15 protein-coding genes and 1 tRNA gene are annotated in these 25,378 nt (G+C 40.5%); 2 read left to right on the top strand and 14 right to left on the bottom strand.

Going from position 1 to position 25,378, the window contains the following annotated elements; genetic code table 11:
• Positions 1-220: 220 nt before the first annotated feature.
• The 12 genes from argS to G622_RS0104475 form a co-directional block, all read right to left on the bottom strand.
• Positions 221-1,990 carry an arginine--tRNA ligase gene (gene argS / locus G622_RS0104530; RefSeq protein WP_026509704.1) on the bottom strand — a complete coding sequence of 590 codons (1,770 nt, stop codon included), beginning with the start codon at positions 1,988-1,990 and terminating at the stop codon, positions 221-223.
• Positions 1,991-2,087: 97 nt separating this feature from the next.
• Complete coding sequence (locus G622_RS0104525) at positions 2,088-2,774, bottom strand: epoxyqueuosine reductase QueH (protein ID WP_044957150.1); 687 nt, start codon at positions 2,772-2,774, stop codon at positions 2,088-2,090.
• A gap of 149 nt (positions 2,775-2,923) precedes the next feature.
• On the bottom strand, positions 2,924-3,400 hold the full coding sequence (locus G622_RS0104520; protein WP_026509702.1) for a GNAT family N-acetyltransferase: 477 nt from the start codon (positions 3,398-3,400) through the stop codon (positions 2,924-2,926).
• Positions 3,401-3,467: 67 nt separating this feature from the next.
• Positions 3,468-3,998 (bottom strand): NUDIX hydrolase, encoded by a 531-nt coding sequence (locus G622_RS0104515; protein ID WP_026509701.1) that lies wholly within the window; start codon positions 3,996-3,998, stop codon positions 3,468-3,470.
• Positions 3,999-4,150: 152 nt separating this feature from the next.
• A complete protein-coding gene (locus tag G622_RS0104510; RefSeq protein ID WP_155831414.1) occupies positions 4,151-5,344 on the bottom strand; it encodes a hypothetical protein in 1,194 nt (397 codons plus the stop codon).
• Entirely contained in the window at positions 5,337-6,113 is a 777-nt protein-coding gene (locus G622_RS0104505) for an RNA polymerase sigma factor (protein WP_242832953.1), read from the bottom strand. Before G622_RS0104505 ends, G622_RS0104510 begins: the two co-directional genes overlap by 8 nt.
• 109 nt (positions 6,114-6,222) lie before the next feature.
• Entirely contained in the window at positions 6,223-8,043 is a 1,821-nt protein-coding gene (locus tag G622_RS21600) for a vWA domain-containing protein (protein ID WP_242832952.1), read from the bottom strand.
• 100 nt (positions 8,044-8,143) lie between these two features.
• Positions 8,144-11,440 carry a carbamoyl-phosphate synthase large subunit gene (gene carB, locus G622_RS0104495; protein ID WP_026509698.1) on the bottom strand — a complete coding sequence of 1,099 codons (3,297 nt, stop codon included), beginning with the start codon at positions 11,438-11,440 and terminating at the stop codon, positions 8,144-8,146.
• A 67-nt stretch (positions 11,441-11,507) separates the two neighbouring features.
• Complete coding sequence (locus G622_RS0104490; protein ID WP_026509697.1) at positions 11,508-12,713, bottom strand: carbamoyl phosphate synthase small subunit; 1,206 nt, start codon at positions 12,711-12,713, stop codon at positions 11,508-11,510.
• Between the two features lie 102 nt (positions 12,714-12,815).
• Positions 12,816-16,691, bottom strand: coding sequence for a phosphoribosylformylglycinamidine synthase (locus tag G622_RS0104485; protein WP_026509696.1), 3,876 nt, complete (start codon positions 16,689-16,691; stop codon positions 12,816-12,818).
• Between the two features lie 53 nt (positions 16,692-16,744).
• Positions 16,745-17,335, bottom strand: coding sequence for a TetR/AcrR family transcriptional regulator (locus G622_RS0104480; RefSeq protein WP_026509695.1), 591 nt, complete (start codon positions 17,333-17,335; stop codon positions 16,745-16,747).
• Positions 17,336-17,360: 25 nt separating this feature from the next.
• Positions 17,361-17,828 (bottom strand): hypothetical protein, encoded by a 468-nt coding sequence (locus G622_RS0104475; RefSeq protein WP_026509694.1) that lies wholly within the window; start codon positions 17,826-17,828, stop codon positions 17,361-17,363.
• 219 nt (positions 17,829-18,047) lie between these two features.
• On the opposite strand from G622_RS0104475, the gene G622_RS0104470 reads away from it, so the two are divergent.
• Complete coding sequence (locus tag G622_RS0104470; protein ID WP_049945678.1) at positions 18,048-18,596, top strand: VanZ family protein; 549 nt, start codon at positions 18,048-18,050, stop codon at positions 18,594-18,596.
• A 209-nt stretch (positions 18,597-18,805) separates the two neighbouring features.
• Here G622_RS0104470 and G622_RS0104465 read toward each other — a convergent pair whose 3' ends face one another.
• Entirely contained in the window at positions 18,806-23,119 is a 4,314-nt protein-coding gene (locus tag G622_RS0104465; protein ID WP_026509692.1) for an endo-1,4-beta-xylanase, read from the bottom strand.
• A gap of 314 nt (positions 23,120-23,433) precedes the next feature.
• Positions 23,434-23,505 (bottom strand) — tRNA-Trp (locus G622_RS0104460).
• Between the two features lie 131 nt (positions 23,506-23,636).
• Here G622_RS0104460 and G622_RS21595 point away from each other — a divergent pair.
• The gene (locus tag G622_RS21595) at positions 23,637-25,274 is read left to right on the top strand and encodes an alpha-amylase family glycosyl hydrolase (protein WP_049945677.1); all 1,638 of its coding nucleotides are present in this window, start codon (positions 23,637-23,639) and stop codon (positions 25,272-25,274) included.
• Positions 25,275-25,378: the final 104 nt, after the last annotated feature.

Here is a 25,378-nt window from a genome sequence, read left to right as displayed (position 1 = left end):
CTCTCTATCCCCCACATAAATTAAAATTATACCTACTGTAATTTTATTACACGAGTTAATCAAATTGTGTTAACATGCAAATATTTAATATATTTTTAATTATTATCATGAATTGTATTTGAGAACTAAAAAGATAAAATCCAACGGAATTTCTATATGACAAAAATGAGCCCGGAAATAATTGCTATTTCCGGGCTCATAACTATTAAATTATCAAATTTTACATTCTGTCAGGTGCACTGAATCCAAGAAGATCAATACCTGTCTCAAGGACTTTAAGTGTCACATTGAGAAGTGCAATATATCCACTCTTCTTCTCTTCGTCAGGCTCAGACAAAATCTTTGTTGAGTGATAGAAGCTGTTAAGCGCATTTGAAAGCTCATAAATATATGCACAGATTCTGTTTGGCATAAGGTCTCTTGCTGCGCTTTCAACTGCATCTGCAAATCTTGTCAGAAGAAGCATAAGATTCTTTTCATCTGCAGATTCAGCATTTCTCAAAAGTGCTTCCTTAACATTTCCGCCTTCCTTCTCATATTTTGAAAGAATAGACTTGATACGTACCATTGTGTAAAGAATGTACGGACCTGTATCTCCCTCGAAGGAAGTGAATTTATCGATATCAAAAATATAATCTTTTGAAGGCTGGTTTGAAAGGTCGCCATACTTGATTGCAGCAAGTGCAACTTTGTGCGCTGTATCCTTTGCTTCAGCATCATCAATATCCTGATTGCCTTCTTTAATACGGTTATACATCTGCTCATCAATTTCAGCAATGAGCTTTTCAAGACGCATTACTCCACCCTCTCTTGTCTTAAAGGGCTTTCCGTCCTTGCCGTTCATGGTTCCAAAGCCTACGAAATGAAGCTCTGTCTCAGGAAGAACAAGCTTGGTCTTTCTTGCGCAGCGGAATACCTGTGTGAAGTAAAGCTCCTGACGCTTATCAACCACATATATAAGTCCTTCAGGCTTAAACTCTTCCATTCTCTGCTGAATTGTAGCAAGGTCAGTTGTGTTATAAAGAGAAGCTCCGTCTGACTTAAGTATCATGCAGGGAGGAATCTCCTTGGTATCAGTTTCCTCTGCAACATCTACTACAAGTGCTCCCTGGCTCTCATGGGCATATCCGTGCTGCTTCATGTACTCAACCATTCCGGGTATCACATCATGAACATCAGATTCACCTCTCCAGAGATCGAAATTGACATTAAGGTTCTTATAATTTTTCTTAAGGTCATTAACAGATACGTTAAGGATGTGGTTCCAAAGTGCACGATAACCCTTATCTCCATCCTGAAGAAGCTTAGTTGCTTCCATTGCCTCAGCCTTAAATGCCTCATCTTCTTTAGACTTAGCGCTGGCTGCAGGATAGATTTCTTCGAGCTCACTTATTGTAAAAGGTGCTTCCTTCGGATACTGTCCCTTATGGTCTTTATCAAAATATGGAAGATCAGGCTTACGTCTCTTAAGCTCAGTAATAATAAGCCCCATCTGAAGTCCCCAGTCACCAAGGTGGATATCTCCTGTTACCTTGTAGCCTGCATACTTAAGAATTCTCTTAAGGCTCTCTCCGATAACTGCTGAACGAAGATGTCCAACATGAAGAGGCTTCGCAACATTCGGTCCGCCATAATCGATCATGAAATTAGGCGCATGTAAAGGCATCTGAACACCAAAGTGATGCTCGTGAAGCATTTTTACAATATAGCTTCTCACAAACTCTTCACTTACTTTAAGATTCAAAAAGCCGGGCTTAACTGATTCTACTGATGAAAAGATATCACTTCCCTGAAGCTTCTCCGCAACAGCATCAGCAATCATGAAAGGAGCCTTACCATACTTCTTCGCTCCTGCCATAGCTCCGTTGCACTGATATTCACAAAGGTCAGGTCTGTTTGAAAGTGTTACCTTTCCCAGTTCAGCGTCATAACCTGCTGCCTCAAACGCAGCGGAAACTTCTTTTGATATAACTTCTAAGATTTTTTCCAAAGTCGTAGTCCTTCCCATTTACTGTATTATTTAAACAAACAATTAATCACATAGCATTCTAACACATTTCTAAAATATATGTTACTAAATTTATAATTTAACTACCCTGCTCTAACTTTTCGCGTTCTCTCTGCTGCCTCGAGAACTCACAACCGCAGAAATCCTGCCTGTAAAGTCCGAATTTGTGCGACAGCTCGATGGACCGCTTATATCCTTCTTTTTTCTTAAAATCAGATGGCAAAAAGCTAACACCATATTTTTCACTCATGCTCTGTCCGATTCTGTTTAATCTGTCAGCATCCTTAAGAGGCGAGATTGTGAGGGTTGTTGTAAAGAACTCAAATTTTTCCTTCAAAGCTATTTTTGCAGTCTCCTCAAGTCTAAGCTCAAAGCATTTTGTGCATCTGTCTCCACCTTCAGGACAATCCTCCAGCCCTTTAACCGCCTCAAGAAAATCACTGACTATATAATCACCTTCGATTATTTCTATTTTCCCTGCTCTCTCGTCCGATTTCATTCCTTCGAAGGTCTGCTCATCGACCTGTCTGTTGTACTCTGCTATCAGACGCTTTTCCTCATCCACACGCTTTCTATATTCCGCAGCATTCATTATGTTGGGATTATAGAAAAAAACCGTAACATCAAAATACTGCCTAAGATACTCAAGGCAGTAGGATGAACAGGGAGCGCAGCAGGCGTGAAGTAGAATCCTTGGACGCCGCCCCTCTTTCTCAAATTCCTTTATTTTCTTTTCAAGTTCTTTTGCATAATTAACTTTATTCATTATTTTAAATCCATTAATCGAATTACATCTTATTCCGACACATATAATAAAGTTTGCTCTATTGCAGACAAACTTCATCTATTTAGACAACCCACTAGTCATATCCAGCATTTTTTCAAAAAGAATCTTCTCTATTTCTTCTGTCACATTTATTCAGAAAGGATCTGCTCCATGCCTATCTTATATGGTGTCATCCCAACAGATTCATAGAATTTCATGGCACTTTCATTGCAGGTCCATACATTTAAAGTCACATTGTAATACCCCTGTTCCATTGCCCAATTAATCACATACTCGTAGAGGCTCTTGCCAACATGCTGGCCACGGGCATTCTCATCAACACAAAGGTCATCAATGTAAAGCGTCTTTATAGGTGTCAGAAGGTTATCATCTTCCGGGTGCTCCTGATGTACACAAAAAGCATATCCAAGCATCGTATCCGTGTCATCTACAGCTGCAAATATCGGTCTGCTATCATCCTTTAAAATACCGGCTATTTCCTCATCTGTATATTTATTTGCTTTCTTAAAAAGATCAGGCCTTCCAATATGATGCACCAGATTAACCTGTCGTAAAAGTTCATGAATCTGTGGTATGTCTTTTTCATTAGCGCGTCTAAAGTTCATAATAAAGTCTCCCATTGTTAAACCAGCTTACATCATTAAACATTCTTCTTATGTTAATAGTGTGCCGTTAGTCTATATCAAGAATTTTCCCATCAAGAACAGCCTCTGTCAGTTCGCCGCCCTCATAGGTAAGTTTTAATGAAAAGAAGGGCTGATCCGGATTTTTTATCAGATCAAGGAAAATCAAATCTCCTTTCCAAAGATTAATATCTAAAAGCGAATCCTTTGATATCCATTCAAGCGTGCCCTCATCACAATCAATCAGCTCTCCATCGAAATCATCAGACGTAAAAAGGCACATGTAGTCTGTGATGTCTTTTGTAAATGCTTCATTCACATTACCGTCTGCGGCAACTTCCAACTCCTTTGCTGGCTTAGAGATAAAGGTCACAATGCCTCTAAATCTTGCTGAATTCAATGTAAGACCTGTTTCTTCAAGCACTTCACGTCTTACGCAGTCATCCGGACTTTCTCCGTTTTCGAGGTGCCCTCCTGGAGCGATCCATTTTCCTTCGTTGATATCATTCTTTTTCTTTATCCTGTGGAGCATGAGATATTTATTATCTTTTTCTATATAGCATAAAGTTGTTATTTCCATAAGCTTTTCCTTGTGAAGTATTTCCTTACTAAATTGGTAATTCCAGGTATATCAAAAGAATAGTTATATCAGTTTATGAATGTCATCGATAGCATATTCTTTGATATTTTATTCACCTATAATTTATCCCTTGATAATATATCTTCTCTACTTTATTCCTTGATGATTTCTTCCAGGTCATTTACATCCAAATCCGGATACAGTTTAATTCCATACCAAAGATCTTCATCCTGCCAGATAGCCATTTTGCGATTATAGTAATCAGCATAAACCGCTATAGTTTTACCATCTACTACTATGCCATCTTCCTCAGTAAAGCTATCAGTTCCCAGTAGTTTATTCTGTATTGCAGCTTCATTATCAGAAATATAATAATACACCGAATTATCTTCAAGAGTATACTGTATCTCCCCGAGATCTTCATAATATGAATAGTAAATGTGATCTGCCTTACTATCAAGATTCGTCAGTGTCTTAAAATCATAGCCCAAAGCTTTAGCAAGTTCCTCTTCTGAATCTACAGAAGTTCCAAAATCCTCAGACTTGATATTCTTATCTGGAGTCCCAACAGTTTGTTCTGCTGCCTGATCTGAATCTGCATCGTCTTCATAGGTATTCCCTTCAATGCTGTCTGCATCTTCAGTACTTTCCATAGCAGCCTCAGCTAAAGCACTCTCTTCAGCATCTTGCACCGGACTTGACTCTTCCCGAGTACCTGCAAAAGCTTCTGATTCAGCAGAACTATTATCTATATTAAGACCTGCTGCCTCCTTTTTATCATCAGAGGAATACTCAGCAGCTTCTTCCTCAATTAAGGAATTATCTTCCGTTTCATATTCATTAACCGAATTGTCTGCTGCCTCTTCCGTTGCCTCATACGCATAGTCAGCACTTTCCGTTGTCTCAGCAGCATACTCAGATGAGCTGGTTGCAGACTCGGAATTGTTGTTAAGAAGTCCCATTCTTATAACTCCATAAGATCCGGCTATAATCAAAGCAAAAATTGCAACTTTAGATCCATAAGAGCGTATAAATCTAATGATCTTAGCAGAAGTATTTACCCTCTGATCATTTTTGCCTAAGTTACTTGATTCTATATGATTTGCACCTGGATCATTTATTCCAGAATTACTTGATTCTGTATTAGAGCTTTGCTCATTTGAGTCTGAATTATCAGCTCCAGACTCATTTGAGTCTATTTCCATTATTTCCGTACTATTCTCATTAATTCTGTCTTCACCTGCCGAGCCATTGTCATCAAGCTTCTTTTCAACATTTTGAAGGATTCGGCTTCTCATTTCTTCGGAGACAGTAATCTTTTCCATAACTTCATTATATTTACTCAAAGTCATACGCCTCCTTCAAAATATTTTTTAACTGCTGCCGTCCACGATTCAAGTCGGATCTGATGGTAGACTCATTTCTGTTAAGAATTTTTGCTATTTCTTTAGTTGAATATCCCTCCTGATAAAAAAGGTGAATAACCTCTCTGAATTTTTCAGGAAGCTGTTTAACAGCATCCCAAACAAAGGCAAGGTCCTCTTTGTTTTCAGCTACCAGCTCTTCTGAAAGCTCATCAGTTTTCCTGATTCCAAGATATTCAAGCTTGTTCTTGCTTAAATTAGCAGCCACAGTAAGGAGCCAGGCTTTTTCATGCTTTTCATTTTCGAATACAGGCGCATTTTTTATGTACTTTATCAGAGTATCCTGAAGAATGTCCTCAGCATCACTCATGTTATGCAAATAGGAGTATGCAACTCTCAGTATTGAATTACCATACTGATCAAGGATTTTCCCTGCTTTTATTACAGTATTATCATCCGGCTGAACGGATTCGGATTCTGCCTTAATTGCAGCATTATCAGCTGCATATACAGTACGATTCTCTGCCTCTCTTGCAGTATTATCATCTGATAGCATAATCAATGTTTTTGCCATTCTAACAGATGAAGATAGTGATTCTGAATATGTCTGATGTTTTTTCCCAAACATCAGATTCAGTCCGGATATTATTCTGTTTTTCCCAAATGCTTTTCCCATCTCAGATATTATTGTTTTAAGCCTATCAGGCAGATCATAAAATATCTGAGTTCTATGCAGTGTTATGACGTTCATAGTTTCCCCTAACATTTTTTCATCCTAACACTGCATAGTATAACACAGATTATTATTTTTCCTCAGAAAAATAATAATCGTAGGTGAGCAGGTCCTCGCGTAGCTGTTTTTATCTTTTTGCTACCATTCTAACAAGCTGATTGAATTCATCTTTATACTCATCTCTGTTCTTTACTGTCTTATACATATCCATGATGTCTTCTAATGATGCGGTTCCTTTATACTCACTATTTCCAAGTATCATTGCAAATTCAGCTACCATCCCTGCAAATCGTATATTTTCACTTCCCTGATCACTAAAGTTTCTGTCATCAACAACTACTGAGAAAAGCTGTGACTTATCAGCTCCGGGCTCTTTGTAACGAACACTTACTGTTGCATATTCAGAAGCATATTCCTGATCAGAATTGTCGTTATCTGCCTCTTTATTATCCTGATACTTAAGCTTTATTGCGCTCTTGCTGTCTTCAGGTACGATTTCATACAGTGCAACTACGCTATGACCTGCGCCTATTTCGCCGCCATCCTTTGTATCATCGTTAAAATCGGCATCGTTCATGATTCTGTTCTCATAGCCTATAAGCCTGTAAGAATTAACCCTCTGCGGATTAAACTCAACCTGGAGCTTAACATCCTTTGCCACAGTTACAAGTGTCTGTCCCATCTCGTCAACAAAAACCTTTTTGCCCTCAAATAAGGAATCAATGTATGAGTAGTTACCATTTCCGCAGTCAGCAAGTCTTTCGAGATTGTCATCCTTATAGTTACCATCACCAAATCCCATAATTGATAAAAAGATTCCATCATCCTTTTTATTGGTAATAAACTTCTCAAGATCGTCAGGGCTTGATATTCCTACATTTAGATCTCCGTCAGTAGCAAGGATTACTCTGTTTATTCCTCCCTTTATGTAATTCTTCTTTGCAATTTCATAAGCCTTCTGTATTCCTGCCTCTCCATTTGTGCAGCCATTTGCTTCAAGTGAATCAATAGCGCTTATGATCTTTGCTTTTTTCTTCATGCTTACACCTGAGAGCACCACCTTCTCTTCCCCTGAGTAGGTAACTATGGAAATAACTCCTCTATCCGGTAGTTCATCCACAAGCGCCTTAAATGTCTTTTGTAAAAGAGGGAGCTTGTTATCTTCATCCATTGATCCCGATACGTCTATAAGAAAAACAAGATTGCTCTCAGGAGCCTCACTAAAATCTATATCCTGTGTCTTCATGCCCACAAACATCAGCTGATGATCCTCATTCCAGGGGCAGCTGGCAATTTCTGTGGTTATTCCGAACTTGTCTCTTCCCTCAGGTTTATTCAGGTTATATGAAAAATAGTTGATAAACTCTTCGGGGCGCACTGCATCAGGATTGATTTCAGAAAGTGTATAACCATCCTCTATCATTCTCCTTACGTTTGAATAAGAAGCGGTATCTACATCAGCAGCAAAGGTTGATAACGGTTTTGACAAAGTGATGTTGTATCCGTTTTCCTCATCCTTTTCATAGGACTCTGTATTATTCTCTAATGCTTTACCTGAATATGGATCTTCATAAAAAGGAACATCACAGCCCTCATCTCCAAGCATCTGTGGCATATAAGCATCATTGCTCTCACCCTCATAATAGCCGTCTTCCTCATATTCTGCGGCCTCCGTAGTATCATAAGACGCCACCTCTGCCTCAGCAATTTCTTTTTTGTTACCGGTTGCCTCATAACCTTTATCTACTGCAGTATTTGTTTGGGCATCATAATTCCTGTTTTCTGCAGCAGATGAATTATTACTTGTAGTTTCGGAATAAGTTGGTTCCTCAGAATAAGTCTGCTCACTTGTAGCAACTGTTTCGCTGCTTTGTCCGCATCCGCTGACAGAACTTGCCAAAATTGCTCCGCTTAATATCATTGATATTGCATTCATTTTTCTTCTCATAATAATATCCTCCAAATGTATATAGTGTTTTTGCTGTTCTAACCTATATACAGATGGAGGATATAAAATGTTGCACTTATTCTAAAAAAATTTTAAAAATTTAAATTTTGGCAATATCAACCAGTTCAAGTGTATCTTCCTTGTAAGCATCCTCAAGGCTTGTTACCAGGGCTCTTGCTGTATCAAGAGCTGTAATTACGTTAACGCCTGTCTCGATGGCAGTTCTTCTGATAAGGAATCCGTCACGGCTCTTATCACGTCCCTGAGTAGGTGTATCAATAACAAGGTCAATTCTGTGGCCTAAAATAAGGTCAATGACTGTAGGTGATTCCTGATTGATTCTGTTGACCTTTCTTGCCTTAACACCGTTTTCATTTAAGGTATCAGCAGTTGAGCGGGTTGCATAGATTATATATCCAAGCTTTTCAAAACGTCTTGCTATATCTATAACTTCGCCCTTGTCTGAATCCTTAACTGTGATGATCATCTGCTTGTGCTTAGGCAGTCTGATACCGGATCCAAGGAATGCTTTATACAAAGCCTCACTGTAGGATTTGCTTATTCCAAGGCATTCACCTGTACTCTTCATCTCAGGTCCAAGGCTTATCTCTGCTCCTCTTATCTTTTCAAAGGAGAACACAGGCATCTTAATTGCTATATGCTCTGCCTCAGGCTGAAGTCCGGGCTTGTATCCAAGGTCAGTGAGCTTTTTACCCATCATAACCTGTGCAGCAAGATCAACAATCGGAATTCCTGTAACCTTACTGATGTAAGGAACAGTTCTAGAGGATCTGGGGTTAGCTTCAATGATATAAACCTCATCACCTACTGCTATGAACTGTACATTTATAAGTCCGACTACGTGAAGTGCTTTTGCAAGTCTCTCAGTGTAATCTGCAATTGTCTGCTTAACCTTATCTGACAGTGACTGTGCAGGATATACTGAAATTGAATCTCCGGAGTGAATACCTGATCTCTCAATGTGTTCCATTATTCCGGGGATTACTATGTTCTCACCGTCACATACTGCATCAACTTCTGTCTCAATTCCCTGCAGATACTTATCAACAAGTATGGGATGATCCTGAGCAATTCTGTTAATGATATTTATGAACTCTTCTATTTCACGGTCAGAAAGTGCAATCTGCATGCCCTGTCCGCCAAGTACATAAGAAGGTCTTACAAGTACAGGATAACCTAATCTGTTTGCTACTTCCTTAGCTTCTTCGGCTGTATAAACGGTAGCACCTTCAGCACGCTTAATACCTGTCTCTTCAAGGATTCTGTCAAAGATTTCTCTATCCTCGGCAGCATCCACATCCTCTGCCTTGGTTCCGTAAATCTTAACACCCATTTTCATAAGATCCTGAGTAAGCTTGATTGCTGTTTGTCCACCAAACTGAACTACTGCTCCGTCAGGCTTTTCAAGTCTTACGATGTTTTCTACATCTTCAGGTGTGAGAGGCTCAAAATAGAGCTTATCAGCTATATCAAAGTCTGTAGAAACAGTCTCAGGATTGTTGTTTATGATAATTGTTTCATATCCGGCCTTTTCAAAAGCCCAGGTAGCGTGTACTGAGCAATAGTCAAACTCAATACCCTGACCGATTCTTATCGGTCCTGATCCAAGAACAAGAATCTTCTTTTTCTTTTCAGCAGATTCACCACTGCTATCAAGAGCTTCGTTCTCCTCATCCTGATCGCTGTAAACTGAGTAGTAATAAGGAGTCTCTGCAGCAAACTCGGCAGCACAGGTATCAACAAGCTTGTATGCAGCTTTTATGCCATAAAAATCTCTCAATGCTTTAATAGTATCAACTGAGAATCTTGTAAGTCTGCTTATTACCTTATCAGGATATTCAAGCTTCTTTGCCTTAAGAAGTGTATCATAGCTGATGATTTTCTTAGCTTCTTCAAGCTCAGGTACATTTTCCTCAGATACCTTGTGTCTAGCTATAGTGCTCTTTTCACCCACTCTGAGGAGCTTTAATTCCATCTTGACTAAAGTGTGGATCTTATCAATAAACCACAGATCGATCATGGTTATATCATGTATCTCATTATGACTCATGCCGCGTCTTAACGCCTCTGCGATAACCCATATTCTCTGGTCATCAACAACAGTAAGGCGGTTTTTAAGCTCTTCATCATCAAGCTCTGAAAAATCATAGCTTGTAAGGCAGTCCACATGCTGTTCAAGAGAACGGATAGCCTTCATCATTGCACCTTCAAAATTGGTGCAGATGCTCATGACTTCACCTGTAGCCTTCATCTGGGTTGTAAGTGTACGTTTTGCCGTAATAAACTTATCGAATGGAAGTCTGGGGAATTTAACTACGCAGTAATCAAGCGCAGGCTCAAAGCTTGCGTAGGTCTTTCCAGTAATGGCATTCTTAATCTCATCCAGTGTGTATCCAAGTGCTATCTTTGCAGCTACTTTTGCAATCGGATATCCTGTAGCCTTACTTGCAAGTGCTGATGAACGGCTAACTCTGGGGTTAACCTCGATAACGCAATATTCAAAGCTTGTGGGATGAAGCGCGAACTGTACATTACATCCACCTGTGATCTGAAGCTCATCAATAATGTTGAGTGCAGCACTTCTGAGCATCTGATACTCTTTATCGGTAAGTGTCTGAGAAGGTGCAACTACTATACTGTCACCTGTATGAACACCTACAGGATCAATGTTTTCCATATTGCAGACTGTTATGCAGTTACCTGCACTGTCACGGATTACTTCGTACTCGATTTCCTTCCAGCCTGCTATGCAGCGCTCAACCAGAACCTCGTTTGCTCTTGAAAGACGAAGTCCATTCTCCAGTATCTCTTCACATTCAACTCTGTTGTGAGCGATACCGCCGCCGCTTCCGCCAAGGGTAAATGCAGGGCGAAGCACAACCGGGTATCCGATTTTTTCAGCAAAGGCAACACCGTCATCTACATTGTGTACGACAAGTGATGCAGCACAGGGTTCGCCGATTTTTTCCATTGTATCTTTGAATTCCTGACGATCCTCAGCCTTCTTAATTGTCTCTGCAGTTGTTCCAAGGAGCTTAACATTATGAGCTGCAAGAAATCCTGATTCAGCAAGTTCCATACCAAGGTTAAGTCCTGCCTGACCTCCAAGGGTGGGAAGCACGCTGTCCGGCTTTTCTTTTTCTATAATCTGTTCAAGAACCTTTACAGTGAGGGGTTCAATGTAAACCTCATCTGCAATGTCCTTATCTGTCATAATCGTAGCAGGGTTAGAGTTTACAAGAATTACCTCTATTCCCTCTTCTTTAAGTGAGCGACAAGCCTGTGTGCCGGCGTAATCAAACTCAGCAGCCTGACCGATTACTATCGGTCCTGAGCCTATGACCAAAACTTTTTTCACATCTTTATTTTTAGGCATTCTATCTTCCTTCCTATGCTTTACTTCGTTTTTTTCCTGATGCTTTAAAATCTGACGAACGCATGGCTTATTGCTTCGCACACATCATACCTATAAAGCGGTCAAAGAGGTATCCGCTGTCCTGTGGACCACAGCATGCCTCAGGATGAAACTGCACTGTGAATATGTTTTTGCCCACATATTTAAGGCCTTCATTTGTTCCATCATTTACATTAACAAATGCAGGAACCGCAACCTGCGGATCAAGCTTATCGGTATCTACCACATAGCCGTGGTTCTGAGAAGAAATATAAACTCTTCCGGTCTCCAGATCCTTAACCGGATGATTACCACCGCGGTGACCATATTTCATCTTGTAAGTATCAGCGCCTGTTGCAAGGGCCATCAGCTGATGTCCGAGACATATAGCAAAAATCGGCACATCTGATGCATAGAGCTTCTTGATCTCCTCAATAACCCCTGTACATTCCTTTGGATCCCCGGGGCCATTACTCAGCATTATGCCGTCCGGATTACCCTCAAGTATCTCCTCTGCTGTTGTATTGTAAGGATAAACCGTAACATCACAACCTCTTGCTGCAAGAGATGCTGCAATATTATCCTTTGCTCCAACATCCAAAAGGGCAACCTTTAACCCTTTGCCATTTAATTCCTTAACGAGGCTGGGACGCTTTTCTCTCTTTGAGAGGTCTCCTTTGAGGGAAGCCTCAAAATCATCTTTATTAAATACTGCACTTCCGGAAAGAGGTCCATTTTCAGCAAGATCCTTACTACCTGTTATTTCCTTCTTTTCCTTGCAGGAAACTTTTTCAACAACCTTGCCTGTAGTATATGCCTTGAGCTTTGGTATTATCTCATCAACATTGTAATTCTCATTAGTTGTGATCATACCGTTCATGGTTCCCTTTTCGCGAAGAATACGAACGAGCTTACGGGTATCTATTCCTTCTATTCCGGGGATCTCATATTCCTCAAGAAATTCCTGGATTGTCATGTCGCAACGGAAATTTGATGCCACATCTGACAGCTCTCTGACAATCACACCATCAAGCCATATGCGCTCGGACTCCATATCGTCCCTGCACACTCCGTAATTACCGATCAGTGGATATGTCATGCAAACTGCCTGTCCAGCATAAGATGGATCCGTAAACACCTCGGTATACCCCGCCATGGAAGTATTAAAAACTATCTCGCTAATCACTTCCTTTTTGGCGCCTATGGCATTTCCCTTGAAAACGGTGCCATCCTCCAAAATCAAAAATGCTTTCATTCGCTCCTCCTGAAAATAATAGATAAATGTATGTTGCCTTTCCATTTGCAAGCTCTCCTTTGCATGCAAGCATGCATTCGAGCTTGCGCATGGAAATGCTTATTATTCAAAGTACTTCACACCACTTTCAAATATCTTCATATCCTGCTCACCGAAGATATTTACAGCAACGCCATCGCCTCTTCTCTCTGAATGGCACATTTTTCCAAGACATCTGCCATCGGGTGATGTGATACCCTCAACTGCCATGTAAGAACCATTTATGTTCCAGAGATTGTCAAGATGTACCTCTCCGTCAGGATCGCAATACTGTGTAGCAATCTGGCCGTTCTCAAATAAGTTCTTAAGTACATCTGTGGGTGCTACAAATCTTCCTTCACCGTGAGAAGCAGGATTTACATATGTTCCTCCAAGCTGTGCGCCCTGCATCCAGGGTGACTTGTTACTTACAACCTTAAGGTATGCCATTGTTGAAATATGACGGCCAATAGTGTTGAAAGTAAGTGTCGGACTCTCAGGTGTCTGACCTGTGATTTCTCCGTTAGGAACAAGTCCGAGCTTGATCATAGCCTGGAAACCGTTACAAATACCAAGTGCAAGACCATCTCTCTTCTGGAGAAGTTCATTTACAGCTTCCTTGATGCTCTCATTCTGGAAAGCTGTTGCAAAGAACTTCGCACTACCATCAGGTTCATCACCGGCTGAAAATCCACCGGGGAACATGATAATCTGTGCCTGTTCGATAGACTTTTTGAATTCAGCAACTGACTCAACAATGTCCTGTGCATTTCTGTTTCTGAATATCTTAACGATTGTGTTTGCGCCTGCTCTCTCAAAAGCCTGTGCTGAATCGTACTCACAGTTACTTCCGGGGAATACAGGAATAAATACTGTAGGCTTTGCTGTCTTATTCTTGCAAACATAAATCTCTGAAGCCTTATATTCTTTTGTCAGAGCGCCATCTTCAAAGATGCTCTTCTTATCTGCGCTCTCTGTATCTTCTTCTGAAACAGGTGCTACTGAAGGGAATACCTTCTCAAGCTTGCTCTTCCAGTTTTCAAGAGCCTCTGCCTCGTCTATAACTACATCGCCGACTGTGAACTTACCATCGTCAGTAACACATCCGATCTCTCTTGCTTCTCTAAGTGCAAGTACATCTCCGGCCTTGTCAGCAGGAACCTCAAGAAGGATATTGCCGATTCTGTTTGTGAAAAGATCTTCATGCTTTACGCAGCCTGCGATCTTAACGCCAAATCCGTTACCGAATGCCATGCGGCTGATAGCTGCAGCAACACCATAGCAGTCAATAGCATAAGCTGCCTTCACATAACCCTTCTGCATAAGGTCATGAATTTCATCATAACGGGCCATTACCTTTTCATAATCAGGAAGGTCATACTCATCCTTGTCGATAGGAAGCTCAATGAGGTAATCTCCGGCTGCCTTAAGCTCAGGTGTGATAACATCCTTGCCCTCAGCTACATCAACTGCAAAGGAAACAAGTGTCGGAGGTACATTGATCTCGCCTGATGCTCTCTTTTCATCACCCTCGTAGAAGAATGAACCGGACATTGAATCCTTACCGCCGATTGAAGCGATACCATACCTCATCTGTGCCTCAAAGGAACCAAGAAGTGCTGTGAAAGGCTGACTCCATCTGGTCTTATCAGATGTCATTCTCTGGAAGTACTCCTGGAATGTGAGGTGAAGCTTTTTATAATCACCACCTGTTGCAACTATTCTTGCGATTGATTCTGTAACAGCATAAGCAGCTCCGTGATAAGGGCTCCAGGATGAAAGATAAGGATCAAAGCCATAAGCCATCATGGTTACTGTATCTGTTTTACCACCGAGAACAGGAAGCTTTGCAACCATAGCCTGTGTTTCTGTGAGCTGGTATTTTCCACCGTAAGGCATTGTTACAGTGCCTGCACCGATTGATGAGTCAAACATCTCAACAAGACCTTTTTGTGAACATACATTGAGGTCTTCCATAAGTGAAAGCCATGCCTTCTTTACATCATTTGTTTCGAAAGCCTTTGCAACGCCTTCGCTTGCATATTTATTGAAGTAGTTATCATCTTTTTCAGGAAGAAGTACCTCTACCTCTGTCTCCTGATGTGCGCCGTTTGTATCAAGGAATGAGCGCTTGATATCTACAATCTTCTTACCTCTCCACTTAAGGACAAGTCTGGGCTCCTCTGTTACTACAGCAACCTTAACTGCCTCAAGGTTTTCTTCAGCAGCATACTCAAGGAACTTATCTACCTGTGAAGGATCTACTACAACTGCCATTCTCTCCTGTGATTCAGAGATAGCAAGCTCTGTTCCATCAAGTCCAGCATACTTCTTGGGCACCTTATCAAGATCTACGTCAAGACCATCTGCAAGCTCACCAATGGCAACTGAAACACCGCCGGCACCAAAGTCGTTACACTTTTTAATAAGCTCTGAAACCTCAGGTCTTCTGAAAAGTCTCTGCAATTTACGCTCTGTAGGCGCATTACCCTTCTGAACCTCAGCTCCGCAGGTAAGGATTGAATCAGCTGTGTGAGCCTTGGAAGAACCTGTCGCACCGCCGCAGCCGTCACGTCCTGTACGTCCGCCAAGGAGTACTATGATATCTCCGGGATCTGAGCTCTCTCTGATAACATGCTCCTGAGGAGCAGCACCCATAACTGCACCGATTTCCATACGCTTTGCAGCATAATCAGGATGATAAACTTCCTTAACATAGCCTGTTGCAAGTCCGATCTGGTTACCATAGCTTGAGTAACCTGAAGCAGCGCCTCTTACAAGCTTCTTCTGTGAAAGCTTTCCTTTAAGTGTGTCAGCAACAGGAACTGTAGGATCTGCCGCACCTGTTACACGCATAGCCTGATATACATATCCTCTGCCTGAAAGCGGATCTCTTATAGCACCGCCAAGGCAGGTTGCAGCACCACCGAAGGGTTCAATCTCTGTAGGATGGTTGTGAGTCTCGTTTTTGAAAAATACAAGCCAGTTCTCTGTAACAGGGCCGTTGCCATAATCAACGTCTACAGGAACAACAACTGTGCAGGCATTGTTCTCTTCAGACTCTTCCATATCTGTGAGTTTTCCGTCTTTCTTAAGCTTTTTCATACCCATAAGAGCGATGTCCATAAGTGAAATGAACTTCTCTTCGCGCTTCTTGGGATCAGCATAGATATCTTCTCTTGCGCTTAAATATTTATCATAAGAAGCCTTGATGGGAGCCTGATAGAAGCCCTCTCTGAAGCTTACATTCTTAAGCTCTGTTCCAAAGGTTGTATGACGGCAATGGTCAGACCAGTATGTATCGAGAACGCGGATCTCAGTCATTGAAGGATCGCGCTTTTCATCATCATGGAAGTACTGCTGAATCCACTTAAAGTCATTAAATGTCATGGCAAGTCCAAATGACTCGTAAAGCTTTTTAAGCTCGTCCTCTGCCATATCCTTAAATCCATCAAGAATCTTTACATCCTCGGGCTCATCGAAGTTGTCAACAAGAGTCTCGGGCTTTTCTTCATCTGCAATTCTTGAATCAACCGGGTTCATTACGTACTCTTCTATTTTCTTAAGCTCATCTTCTGTAATATCACCCATGAGCATATATGTAACAGCAGTTCTGATAACAGGCTCTTCATCGCCCTTTATAAAACGTACACACTGAACAGCAGAGTCAGCTCTCTGATCAAATTGTCCGGGGAGTGCTTCTACGCTAAAAATGCACGCACCTTCGGGAATTTCAATCGTTTCATGGTATAAAATATCAACCGGTGGCTCTGAAAAAACTGTGGTACAAGCTTTATCAAAAACCTCATCTGAGATGTTCTCCACATCATAGCGGATAAACTCTCTCACCTTAGACACACTGTTAATTCCAAGATAGCTCTTGATCTCTTTTCTGAGTTCCTTCGCCTTTCCTGCATAGGGTGCCTTTTTCTCAACATACACTCGTCTGACTTTGCTCATAAATTCCTCCTAAAAAGTAATATAAAATGCTCCAAGAAAAAAATCTTGAAGCATTAATTATCAATCGGCACTAAGCCCTCCAATATATATAGCAATTCGCGGTCAACCGCGGCCTCGCTAACACCAATAGTTTTTGCGGATACTTTTAGACCCTCAACCACATACATAAGGTTGCGGGCACATCCGTACGGATCAGCGCAGAGAAATTCTCCCTGTCTAACACCATTTTCAATTAATGTCTGAACAATCTGAACACCTGCATCGAACTGCTTGCGAAGAGGATTATCAGAAGGTGTAACTTCAACAGTAGAAAAATATTCATAGGAAGCTAATACAAGGCTATTCTTCTTTCGAAGTATTTCCTTTTTCTGCTCTTTTAAGAAAAGAGCAAGCATATCTGCTGCTGCCATATCATTATCAAATGCCTGTGAAATAGAATCATCGTCTTCATCATCCGACAATTCAGATAATATCGCCAGAAAGATTTCTTCTGTAGATGAAAAATAAAGATAAAGCCCTCCACGACTGATATCACAAGATTCCACGATATCCTTCATGGTGACATCCTTAAATCCCTTATCTGCAAAAACCTCACGGGCTTTTTCCAGAATGTATTTTCTTTTCTGAGTAGATTTCTCACTCATTCAAAACACTCCTGAAAATACTTAATTAATAAGACATTGTTCCCCAAAAATGAATCAGATCATCCATCTTATATACAAGCTGGTACAGTACTCCGGTGTAAACACCCTCTGCCCAAACAGTTCCTTTAGTCTGACCTTCAAGTATATACTTCGAGAGAATTCCTGCAAGATCATCCATATCAGTGATCTCAGCATCATTTATAAACAAAAGTTCATCCTTGTAATTCGCAATATGATTCCTGGTATAAACATATGTATAATTACGGTTCATCATCTTGGTCTGCTGAGCCTGCTTTACAAAACTAAGCAAATTGGAATCATATGCAGGAAATGGCATTGATTTTTTTAAATCACTGCCAGAATAGCTCTCAGCGACCTGCTGCTTGGTATGTTCCTTAAGCCAGGTCATATACGGTACAAGACTTGCAACATCATCCTTATATCTTGAGATAATATCTTCTACACTGTTTTCGCCATCTTTTCCTTCAAACATATGCTAGCCCCTCGCCTTCACATAACGTCTAAATCTACGGAACTTATCTCAAAGAATTATAACATAAGAAAGAAAAATGTATAGATGGCAATTTGTTCAATAATTGTTTTTGGGTTATACTTGTTGCTAAAAGATTTGTACATAGCAGGTTAGTAGGAAACTTTTCCAAGTGATCTGTTCAGATTTAAAACAAAATAATTATGAAAACGGAGATTTAAAATGAAATATTTTCTTCTATATATAAAGCAAACTTTACGATTTGTATTAAAGCCCATGTCTTTCTTACCGGCTATAGTAATGATGTGCCTTATCTTCAACTTTTCGGGACAGGATGCAGATACAAGCTCGCAGCTAAGCTACAAAGTCGGAATTGAAGTTCTCACCATGACAAATGAGATGCTGGACAAGGGATGGTCACAGTCACATATTTCAGAGCTTAGCACCACATATCAGTTTTATATAAGAAAGCTTGCGCACTTTTCAGAGTATCTTCTGCTGGCAATAACTGTTGCCTTCCCATTATATGTATATGGACTAAGGGGATTTCCTCTTGTAATTATTGCGGGGCTTATCTGCGTTGGCTACGCGGCACTTGATGAGTACCACCAGTCTTTTATCGCAGGCAGAACTCCTCAAAGACGCGATGTCATTATCGACAGCAGCGGAGCTTTTGTAGGAATTATAATAACGAGGGTCCTTGGCTGGACCGGGCGAATGACCATATTCAGGCCCCTTGCATTTGAAAAAAACAAAAAGAAGAAGCGATAATCCGGCAAACCGGCATGATGATAATATGGCAAAAAATCAGCGTACCAATCAACCGGTATTTCATTATTGCCTGATCAGTTTTGAAAAGGGACTTTGTACCATTTTTGTACAAAGTCCCTCTTTTCATTTCTTGTGCTATACGCCCCTGCAATTAGTACTGTGGGCTGTAATATCAGCTAATATAAATTACTTTGAAATAAGTAAGGTGATTATTTATTTACCTTAACCTTGAAAAGAACTTCCTCTTCATGAGCCTCATAGTTCTCATTTCCTGCTGTCGTTATCTTAACCTTTACTTTATAGGTTCCCTTCTTAAGACCCTTCTTGACAGTTATCTTTCCGGTTTTGGAATTAACCTTGATTTTCTTATTTCCACTTATCTTCTCGTAAGTAACATCTCCCTGTGCAGCATCAACATTTACTGCTTTGCTTGCTGAATACTTGAGGGTTTTCTTTTTAACCTTAGACTGTTTTACTTTGATTGTCTTTCCCTTTAAGGAAACAGTATTCTCAGCCTTTTTGATTGTCCATGAAATTGTCTTTGCATCCTTGCTGCCATCACTCCAGGTATAACCATCCTTTAATGTTGCAGTTGCTGTATAAGTACCTGCATTTACTGCTTTATTACCGGTAAGAGTGAATCCTTCTCCCTCTGTAACACCAGTCTGCTCATTACCATTGTAGACAAAAGTTTTTCCCTCAGGAACATTTGTCTCAATTAACACTGACTTAACAGCAGGTGCAGGTTTTGTATTTTTATCTGTCTTTGCTGCTCCGTTACCATTACCGTTATTATTTTTCTGAGCGTTATTTCCCTGGTTGTTATTCTTAGGAGTTACAGGCTTGTTATCCTTGGGTGTTACAGGCTTGTTATCCTTTGGAGTTGCAGGCTTGTTATCCTTTGGAGTTGCAGGCTTGTCTTCCTTTGGTGTTTCAGGCTCGTCTTCACCTGGTGTCTCAGGCTTGTCTACTTCAGCAACATCTTCTGTAAGAAGTATAGTTCCAAATCCTGCTGTAGATGCATAGCCCTGTCCTGAATTATCTGCCCAGTTGAGTGTTCCTATTCTGCTTCCTGTGCTATCTGCATCATTAAGCTGAAGATCAAATCCAACCTTTGTTCCATTTGCAGGCTCAATATCTGTCCACTTGAATGCAGCCTCAATCACATATCCATCAGCTGTTGCAGCAGCTGCAGAGTTTACATTGTCAGCGACACACTTTGTACCATTAAAGCTCGGTGTGTTCTCATAGTTTATTCTGTACTGCTTATCATCCTCCTGATAAGAATTGGTCTTGCCATTATTCTCATCAATGAAGAATTCAACTGAATCCTGCTCCCATGCATTACTATTATCTTTGTTCAGATCTGAATCTGTCACCTTGGCAAGAACATAGAGATTCTCATTATCCCAAAGGATCTTAGCGCTTGCCCTTGATTTTACACCTGTATCAATTGTGAGCTGCACATCTTTAGCGTTAGCCCATGCATCATCTGTAGGATCACCATCTACTACAACAGTACCTTTATTTACTACGAAAAGAGGCTTAACCAGTGTAGTTGCAAAGTACTTGCTGGACTCACTCTGCTTCAGTGTTGTATCTCCAAATGCAAAAGTCTGATCACCATCAGTGAAGATAACATCCATTTTTACCTTATTTGAAGAAAGTGCCTCTGCATTAACATCGATAGCAACCACCTTTTCATAACCGTTTTCAGTGCTTTCAGCATCTGTACGATTAACTGTTACAGGTTTAATTTCTGATCCGTCATCTGTAAAAATTGTAAAGCTATCATTTTCATCAACTGTAGCATCTGCAACTGTTACCTTTACATCAATTTCTCCATCCTTCCACATCGGAACGAATGTAGCTTTGCTGTCACCCTTACCAAATTCGTAGGTCTCTCCTGCTGTAAAATCATCACTAAGTTTCTGAACCAATGTGATATTCTTTATCTCAGGTTCAAGCTCACCTGCATTTGCGATTACATAGAAGCAATCCTTAGCCTTGTAGTAATCATCAAAAAGAAGCGGATACTGTTTTGCATTTCCATTTGAGCCGCCACCATTGTTATTGGCAGTCTGTAACCATGAATGTTTATCTGTAATTCCCCAGATTGTCATTCCGGTGAAGTTAACGCCTTCATCTCTAAGTCTTCTGATTGTGTCATATACATCTTTATATCTCTGTGCAAGCCTTGAATCAGTTGCACTTGATGCACCCTTAAAATCAAGCTCTGTTATCTGAACTTCATCAACTATCTCAGCATATCTCTTAGCTGCATCCTTAATCTGTGAAACAGAAGGCTGCGCTGCATCTATCTGATAATGAGCCTGCATACCCATACCATCAATTCTGGCTCCGGGAGTAGCTTTAACTGCTCTGAGAAGTTCACATATACCGCCAACTTTACTTGAAACAGTTTCATTATAGTCATTGTAGAAAAGCCTTATATCGGCAGGCATGTATCTATTAGCATACACGAACGCATTCTGTATAAATTCAGGAGAATTATATACTCTCCACCAGGATGAGTTCTCACTGCCGTTTCTATAAGTACCTGTTCCATCGCTTACAGCTTCATTTACAACGTCCCAGCCATAGAACATTCCGGCATATTTACTTCCTTCTGCTGTGAAATGCTTTGCAACGCTTCTAATATAGATCTCCAGACGTTTGTTCATAACTTCAGGAGTTACCAAAGGCTTGCTTTCATCATAGTCTTCATGGAAAAAGAATTCAGGTGTCTGTGAGTGCCATACAAGTACATGACCTCTGATTTTTATCTGCTTATCAGGATTCTTCTCATTCCATTCAACAAATTTATCAAGACGGCTTTCCGGAGTTGAATAATCAAGTACAGGGAATGGAACATCTTCTCCATTAAGCTCAACTGTTGTAATCTCTGCACCTTTCTTAATCATTGCATCAGGCTTAAGCTCATTACCAAGTGTTACACCGTTAAAGTGCTTGTAAGCAAGCTGCATATCAAGCTCGTCGCCAAACTCATCATAGCTTGCTGCTGTACCAATGATAAAGTCATCGCCTAAAAGAGCTGTAACCGGATCACGAAGATCAACAATTTCATTCTCAACTCCAGCCTGAGGCCTTAATTCTGCGGGAGTTGTATCGATTACCACCTGAATCTCCTCAACATTGCAGGTAAATGGATAAGTCTGCTCGCTCATAGCCATAATAGCTACCGCATCAACATCTTTAGATACACCGGGATACATAGTGTAGCTTGTCTTTCCACTTTTGCCATAGTCAGCCTTTAGTTCCTTGTGCTTGCCATCTTCATCAAAACCACCATATACCTTAAGGCCAAGAGTCTTGGTAGGCTCGGTAAACTTAAAGGTTACTGACTTTACATCTCCTCCGGGAATTGTCTTTCCAAGATCAAGTCTGTACTCGCGCCATGCCTGCTCAAATTCAAGTTCTGTGCCTTCTACAGCAGTATCTCCCCAGCTTTCAACGAACTTAAGGTCATCACCTTTGAAGGAAAGTGTCTGCTCAAATTTGTCAGCTTCAGCCTCTTCTTTATCAACAGTGATTTCATTAACAGTTATTCCATATGGTGTTTTATAACTATCATCAGTATCATTCGGCTCCATAGCCATAATTCCAATGTATCTTACTGATCCATCGTAATTAGGTGAAATAACATATTCATCTTTTCCTGTAGCGTTATAATCTGCTAATTTCTCATTCATATCTCCATCGTACAGTTTAAGGGCCATTTTACCACCCTGATCTTTTACTTTGATGGTGACATTTTTGATTTGTTCAGTAGGAATAGCTTCTCCAATATCATAGACGAGCTCATCATACTGTGCTGCAAATTCTAATCTACCCTTTGCAGTTCTGCTATTATTCCATCTACCGTAAAATTCCGGAGCATTCTCACTTACTTCATACTCTTTTACTTCTTCATTCTCAGCATTGTCAGCCTTTTCACCAGTTTCACTTTCGGTTACAGGAGCTGTTTCCTCTGACTCCTTGCCCTGTTTATCCTCTGTTACTTCAGGAGCTTTTTCTTCCTGCGCTGCTCCCTGTTCATCTGCGGACTTTTCTGCAACTTCTTCCACTGTTTTTTCTTCAACCTTTTCTGCAGCTTCTTCCACAGGCTTTTCTTCAGACTTTTGTTCTGCTTCTTCCGCTGATTTTTCTCCGGTTTTTTCTGCAGATTCTTCTACAGCTTTTTCTGCAGATTCTTCTCCAGTTTTTTCTTCTGGCTTTTCTGTAGATTCTTCTTTTGCTTTTTCATCTTCTGAACCTGTTTCCCCATTTGGCTCAGTTCCTTCTGCAGCTTGTTCAGCCTCCGGATTTACATTCTCAGCAGTTCCTGCTTCTTCACCTTCTTTCCCCTGTTCAGTTGAATCGGCATTCTCTGCTTCAGCTGCTCCTTCAACTGCCGGTACTTCCTCAGCTGCATAAGCTTGCAGCGTACCAGTTCCGACAGTTGAAACAGTCAGCATTCCTGCCATAAGTAACGATGACAACCCCAACTTCTTTTTGTGCATACCTTTCCTAAACCTCCTTAAAAATAAAGTGTTATTGTGCAATTCCCCAATTTGCACACAGTTGCACTTCTAATTATTCTGTAAATTCTGACAGTACGCTTATCAAAAGATGCTGACTTTTTATCACTTTTTGCCAATAAATTCTTGTTATTTTTTAAAGCACGACTGGATTTTACTAAAGAATATTGTATGCAAGCGTTTCATCTTACGACTTCTTGAATGTAAATAGGAAAATAAATTTAAGAATATGGAAATCTAACAGAAAACTAATAGAAAAAAGGCTCGATATCAATTGATATCGAGCCTGTAGCTAGCAGGGGAAGCAGGATTCGAACCCGCATGAACGGTTTTGGAGACCGCAATACTAGCCATTGTATGATTCCCCTATCCTTGACGTTTTCTGTCGCCAACGAAAGAAATTATAGCATAGCGAAAAAATGTTGTAAACAGTTTTTTTTAATTTTTTCAAATAGTAAAATTGATTAAACTAAAAATTTTTTATAGCTGAGGAGGAGTTATGGAAAACAAAATTATTTCCTGCATTCTTGCAAGTTTTTTTATGTGCACTGCGCTTTCCGGATGCGCTAGTAAAAAGGCACCGGAGATTCCGGTGATCGATGATTTTTACAGAACAACCTATGAAATTTTTGTATATTCATTTTATGACAGTGACGGCGATGGTATTGGTGACCTTAATGGTGTGACCGAAAAACTTGATTACATAAATGATGGTGATCCATCAACTACCGACGATCTTGGGTGTAATGAGATCTGGTTAATGCCTATTTGTCCATCAACAACTTATCATAAGTATGATGTTACAGATTATTTAAATGTGGATCCGGAATATGGAACCCTCGATGATTATAAGAAGCTTGTGGAGGAAGCCCATAAGCGTGGAATACGCGTGATAAATGATACTGTTATGAATCACACTTCATCTTCTCACCCATGGTTTTTGGAGGCAAAAAAATATCTTCAGAACCTGCCTTCGGGAGAAGCTCCGAATCCACAGGATTGTCCTTATATAGATTATTATCATTTTACTGATAAAGCAGATAAGGGCTATAACAAGCTTGAAGGCACAGACTATTACTATGAATGCCAGTTCTGGTCAGAGATGCCTGACCTTAATCTCGATAATGCTTCTGTTCAGAAGGAGTTTGCTGATTACGCAAAATTCTGGCTGGATCTTGGTTGCGACGGCTTTAGAATGGATGCTGTCACCTCGTTTACAACCGAGAATATCGGTGAAAGCACTAAGGAACTTGGCACTTTCGTTAAGGCAGTTAAAGATATAAATCCTGACGCTTATATTGTTGGCGAAGCATGGACTTCATCCAGCAGTTATTCAAAGTATTATGCAAGCGGTATCGATTCTCTCTTCGACTTTGATTTTTCAGGAAGTGAAGGTTTAATTGCAAAATGTGCCAAGGGCAAGATGACTCCCATAAGATATGTTCAGTCACAGATTGATGAGGATGAGCTTTACTCTTCTTACAATGAGAACTATGTTAACGCGCCCTTTTACACAAACCATGACATGGCAAGAAGTGCAGGTTATTATACAGGCAAAAATGCAAAGAACAGCATTAAGCTCTCAGGTGCACTCAATCTTTTGATGAGCGGTAATGCCTTCATATATTATGGTGAAGAGCTTGGCATGAAGGGTTCAGGTCAGGATGAAAACAAGCGTGCTCCCATGCAATGGGCTTCCGAAGGTTCAACCGGAATGACCAAGGGTCCTGCCAATATGGATAAGTTTGAAATGCCTTACGGATCATTGGAAGATCAGAAAGATGACCCTGATTCTATCTATAATTATTATAAAAAGGCAATTAGTCTAAGGAACACTTTTCCTGCAATTGCAAGAGGAAAATGCAGTCTGATTGAAAGTCTTTCAGGAGACAGGAATGTTCTGTGGATCAAAGATGCCTCAGATAAACTGGATGATACTATCAAAGATTCCAAGGTACTCCTTGCGCTAAACAATGGAGATGAATCTATAGAGATTGATCTTAGTAAGGATGCTGCCACTGAAGGTTTCAGAACCCTCTCTGCTACCCTTTCAACGGGAACTGATGAAGCCACGCTGGAAGGTGATAAGCTGATTTTACCTGCAGGGGGAATTGCTGTTATTACGATGTCAAACTAAGTCAAATACAACGCGGTTGTCGCCAGATGAACATGCAATTATGTTCCTCTGGCGACTTCTTTACACGAATAAATAAAGAAAGCCTTAATTCTTTATTAAATACC

The organism is Butyrivibrio sp. LC3010 (assembly GCF_000424385.1).
Lineage (GTDB): Bacteria > Bacillota > Clostridia > Lachnospirales > Lachnospiraceae > Butyrivibrio.
Note: the sequence above shows the minus strand (reverse complement) of the source record. Positions and strands in the feature narration are given on the sequence as shown.

Bases quoted from the DNA above. Each gene is read 5' to 3' on its own strand.
- G622_RS0104525 (WP_044957150.1), bottom strand. From the start codon at position 2,774: ATGAATAAAGTTAATTATGCAAAAGAACTTGAAAAGAAAATAAAGGAA.
- G622_RS0104520 (WP_026509702.1), bottom strand. From the start codon at position 3,400: ATGAACTTTAGACGCGCTAATGAAAAAGACATACCACAGATTCATGAA.
- G622_RS0104515 (WP_026509701.1), bottom strand. From the start codon at position 3,998: ATGGAAATAACAACTTTATGCTATATAGAAAAAGATAATAAATATCTC.
- G622_RS0104505 (WP_242832953.1), bottom strand. From the start codon at position 6,113: ATGAACGTCATAACACTGCATAGAACTCAGATATTTTATGATCTGCCT.
- G622_RS21600 (WP_242832952.1), bottom strand. From the start codon at position 8,043: ATGAGAAGAAAAATGAATGCAATATCAATGATATTAAGCGGAGCAATT.
- carB (WP_026509698.1), bottom strand. From the start codon at position 11,440: ATGCCTAAAAATAAAGATGTGAAAAAAGTTTTGGTCATAGGCTCAGGA.
- G622_RS0104490 (WP_026509697.1), bottom strand. From the start codon at position 12,713: ATGAAAGCATTTTTGATTTTGGAGGATGGCACCGTTTTCAAGGGAAAT.
- G622_RS0104485 (WP_026509696.1), bottom strand. From the start codon at position 16,691: ATGAGCAAAGTCAGACGAGTGTATGTTGAGAAAAAGGCACCCTATGCA.
- G622_RS0104480 (WP_026509695.1), bottom strand. From the start codon at position 17,335: ATGAGTGAGAAATCTACTCAGAAAAGAAAATACATTCTGGAAAAAGCC.
- G622_RS0104475 (WP_026509694.1), bottom strand. From the start codon at position 17,828: ATGTTTGAAGGAAAAGATGGCGAAAACAGTGTAGAAGATATTATCTCA.
- G622_RS0104470 (WP_049945678.1), top strand. From the start codon at position 18,048: ATGAAATATTTTCTTCTATATATAAAGCAAACTTTACGATTTGTATTA.
- G622_RS0104465 (WP_026509692.1), bottom strand. From the start codon at position 23,119: ATGCACAAAAAGAAGTTGGGGTTGTCATCGTTACTTATGGCAGGAATG.
- G622_RS21595 (WP_049945677.1), top strand. From the start codon at position 23,637: ATGGAAAACAAAATTATTTCCTGCATTCTTGCAAGTTTTTTTATGTGC.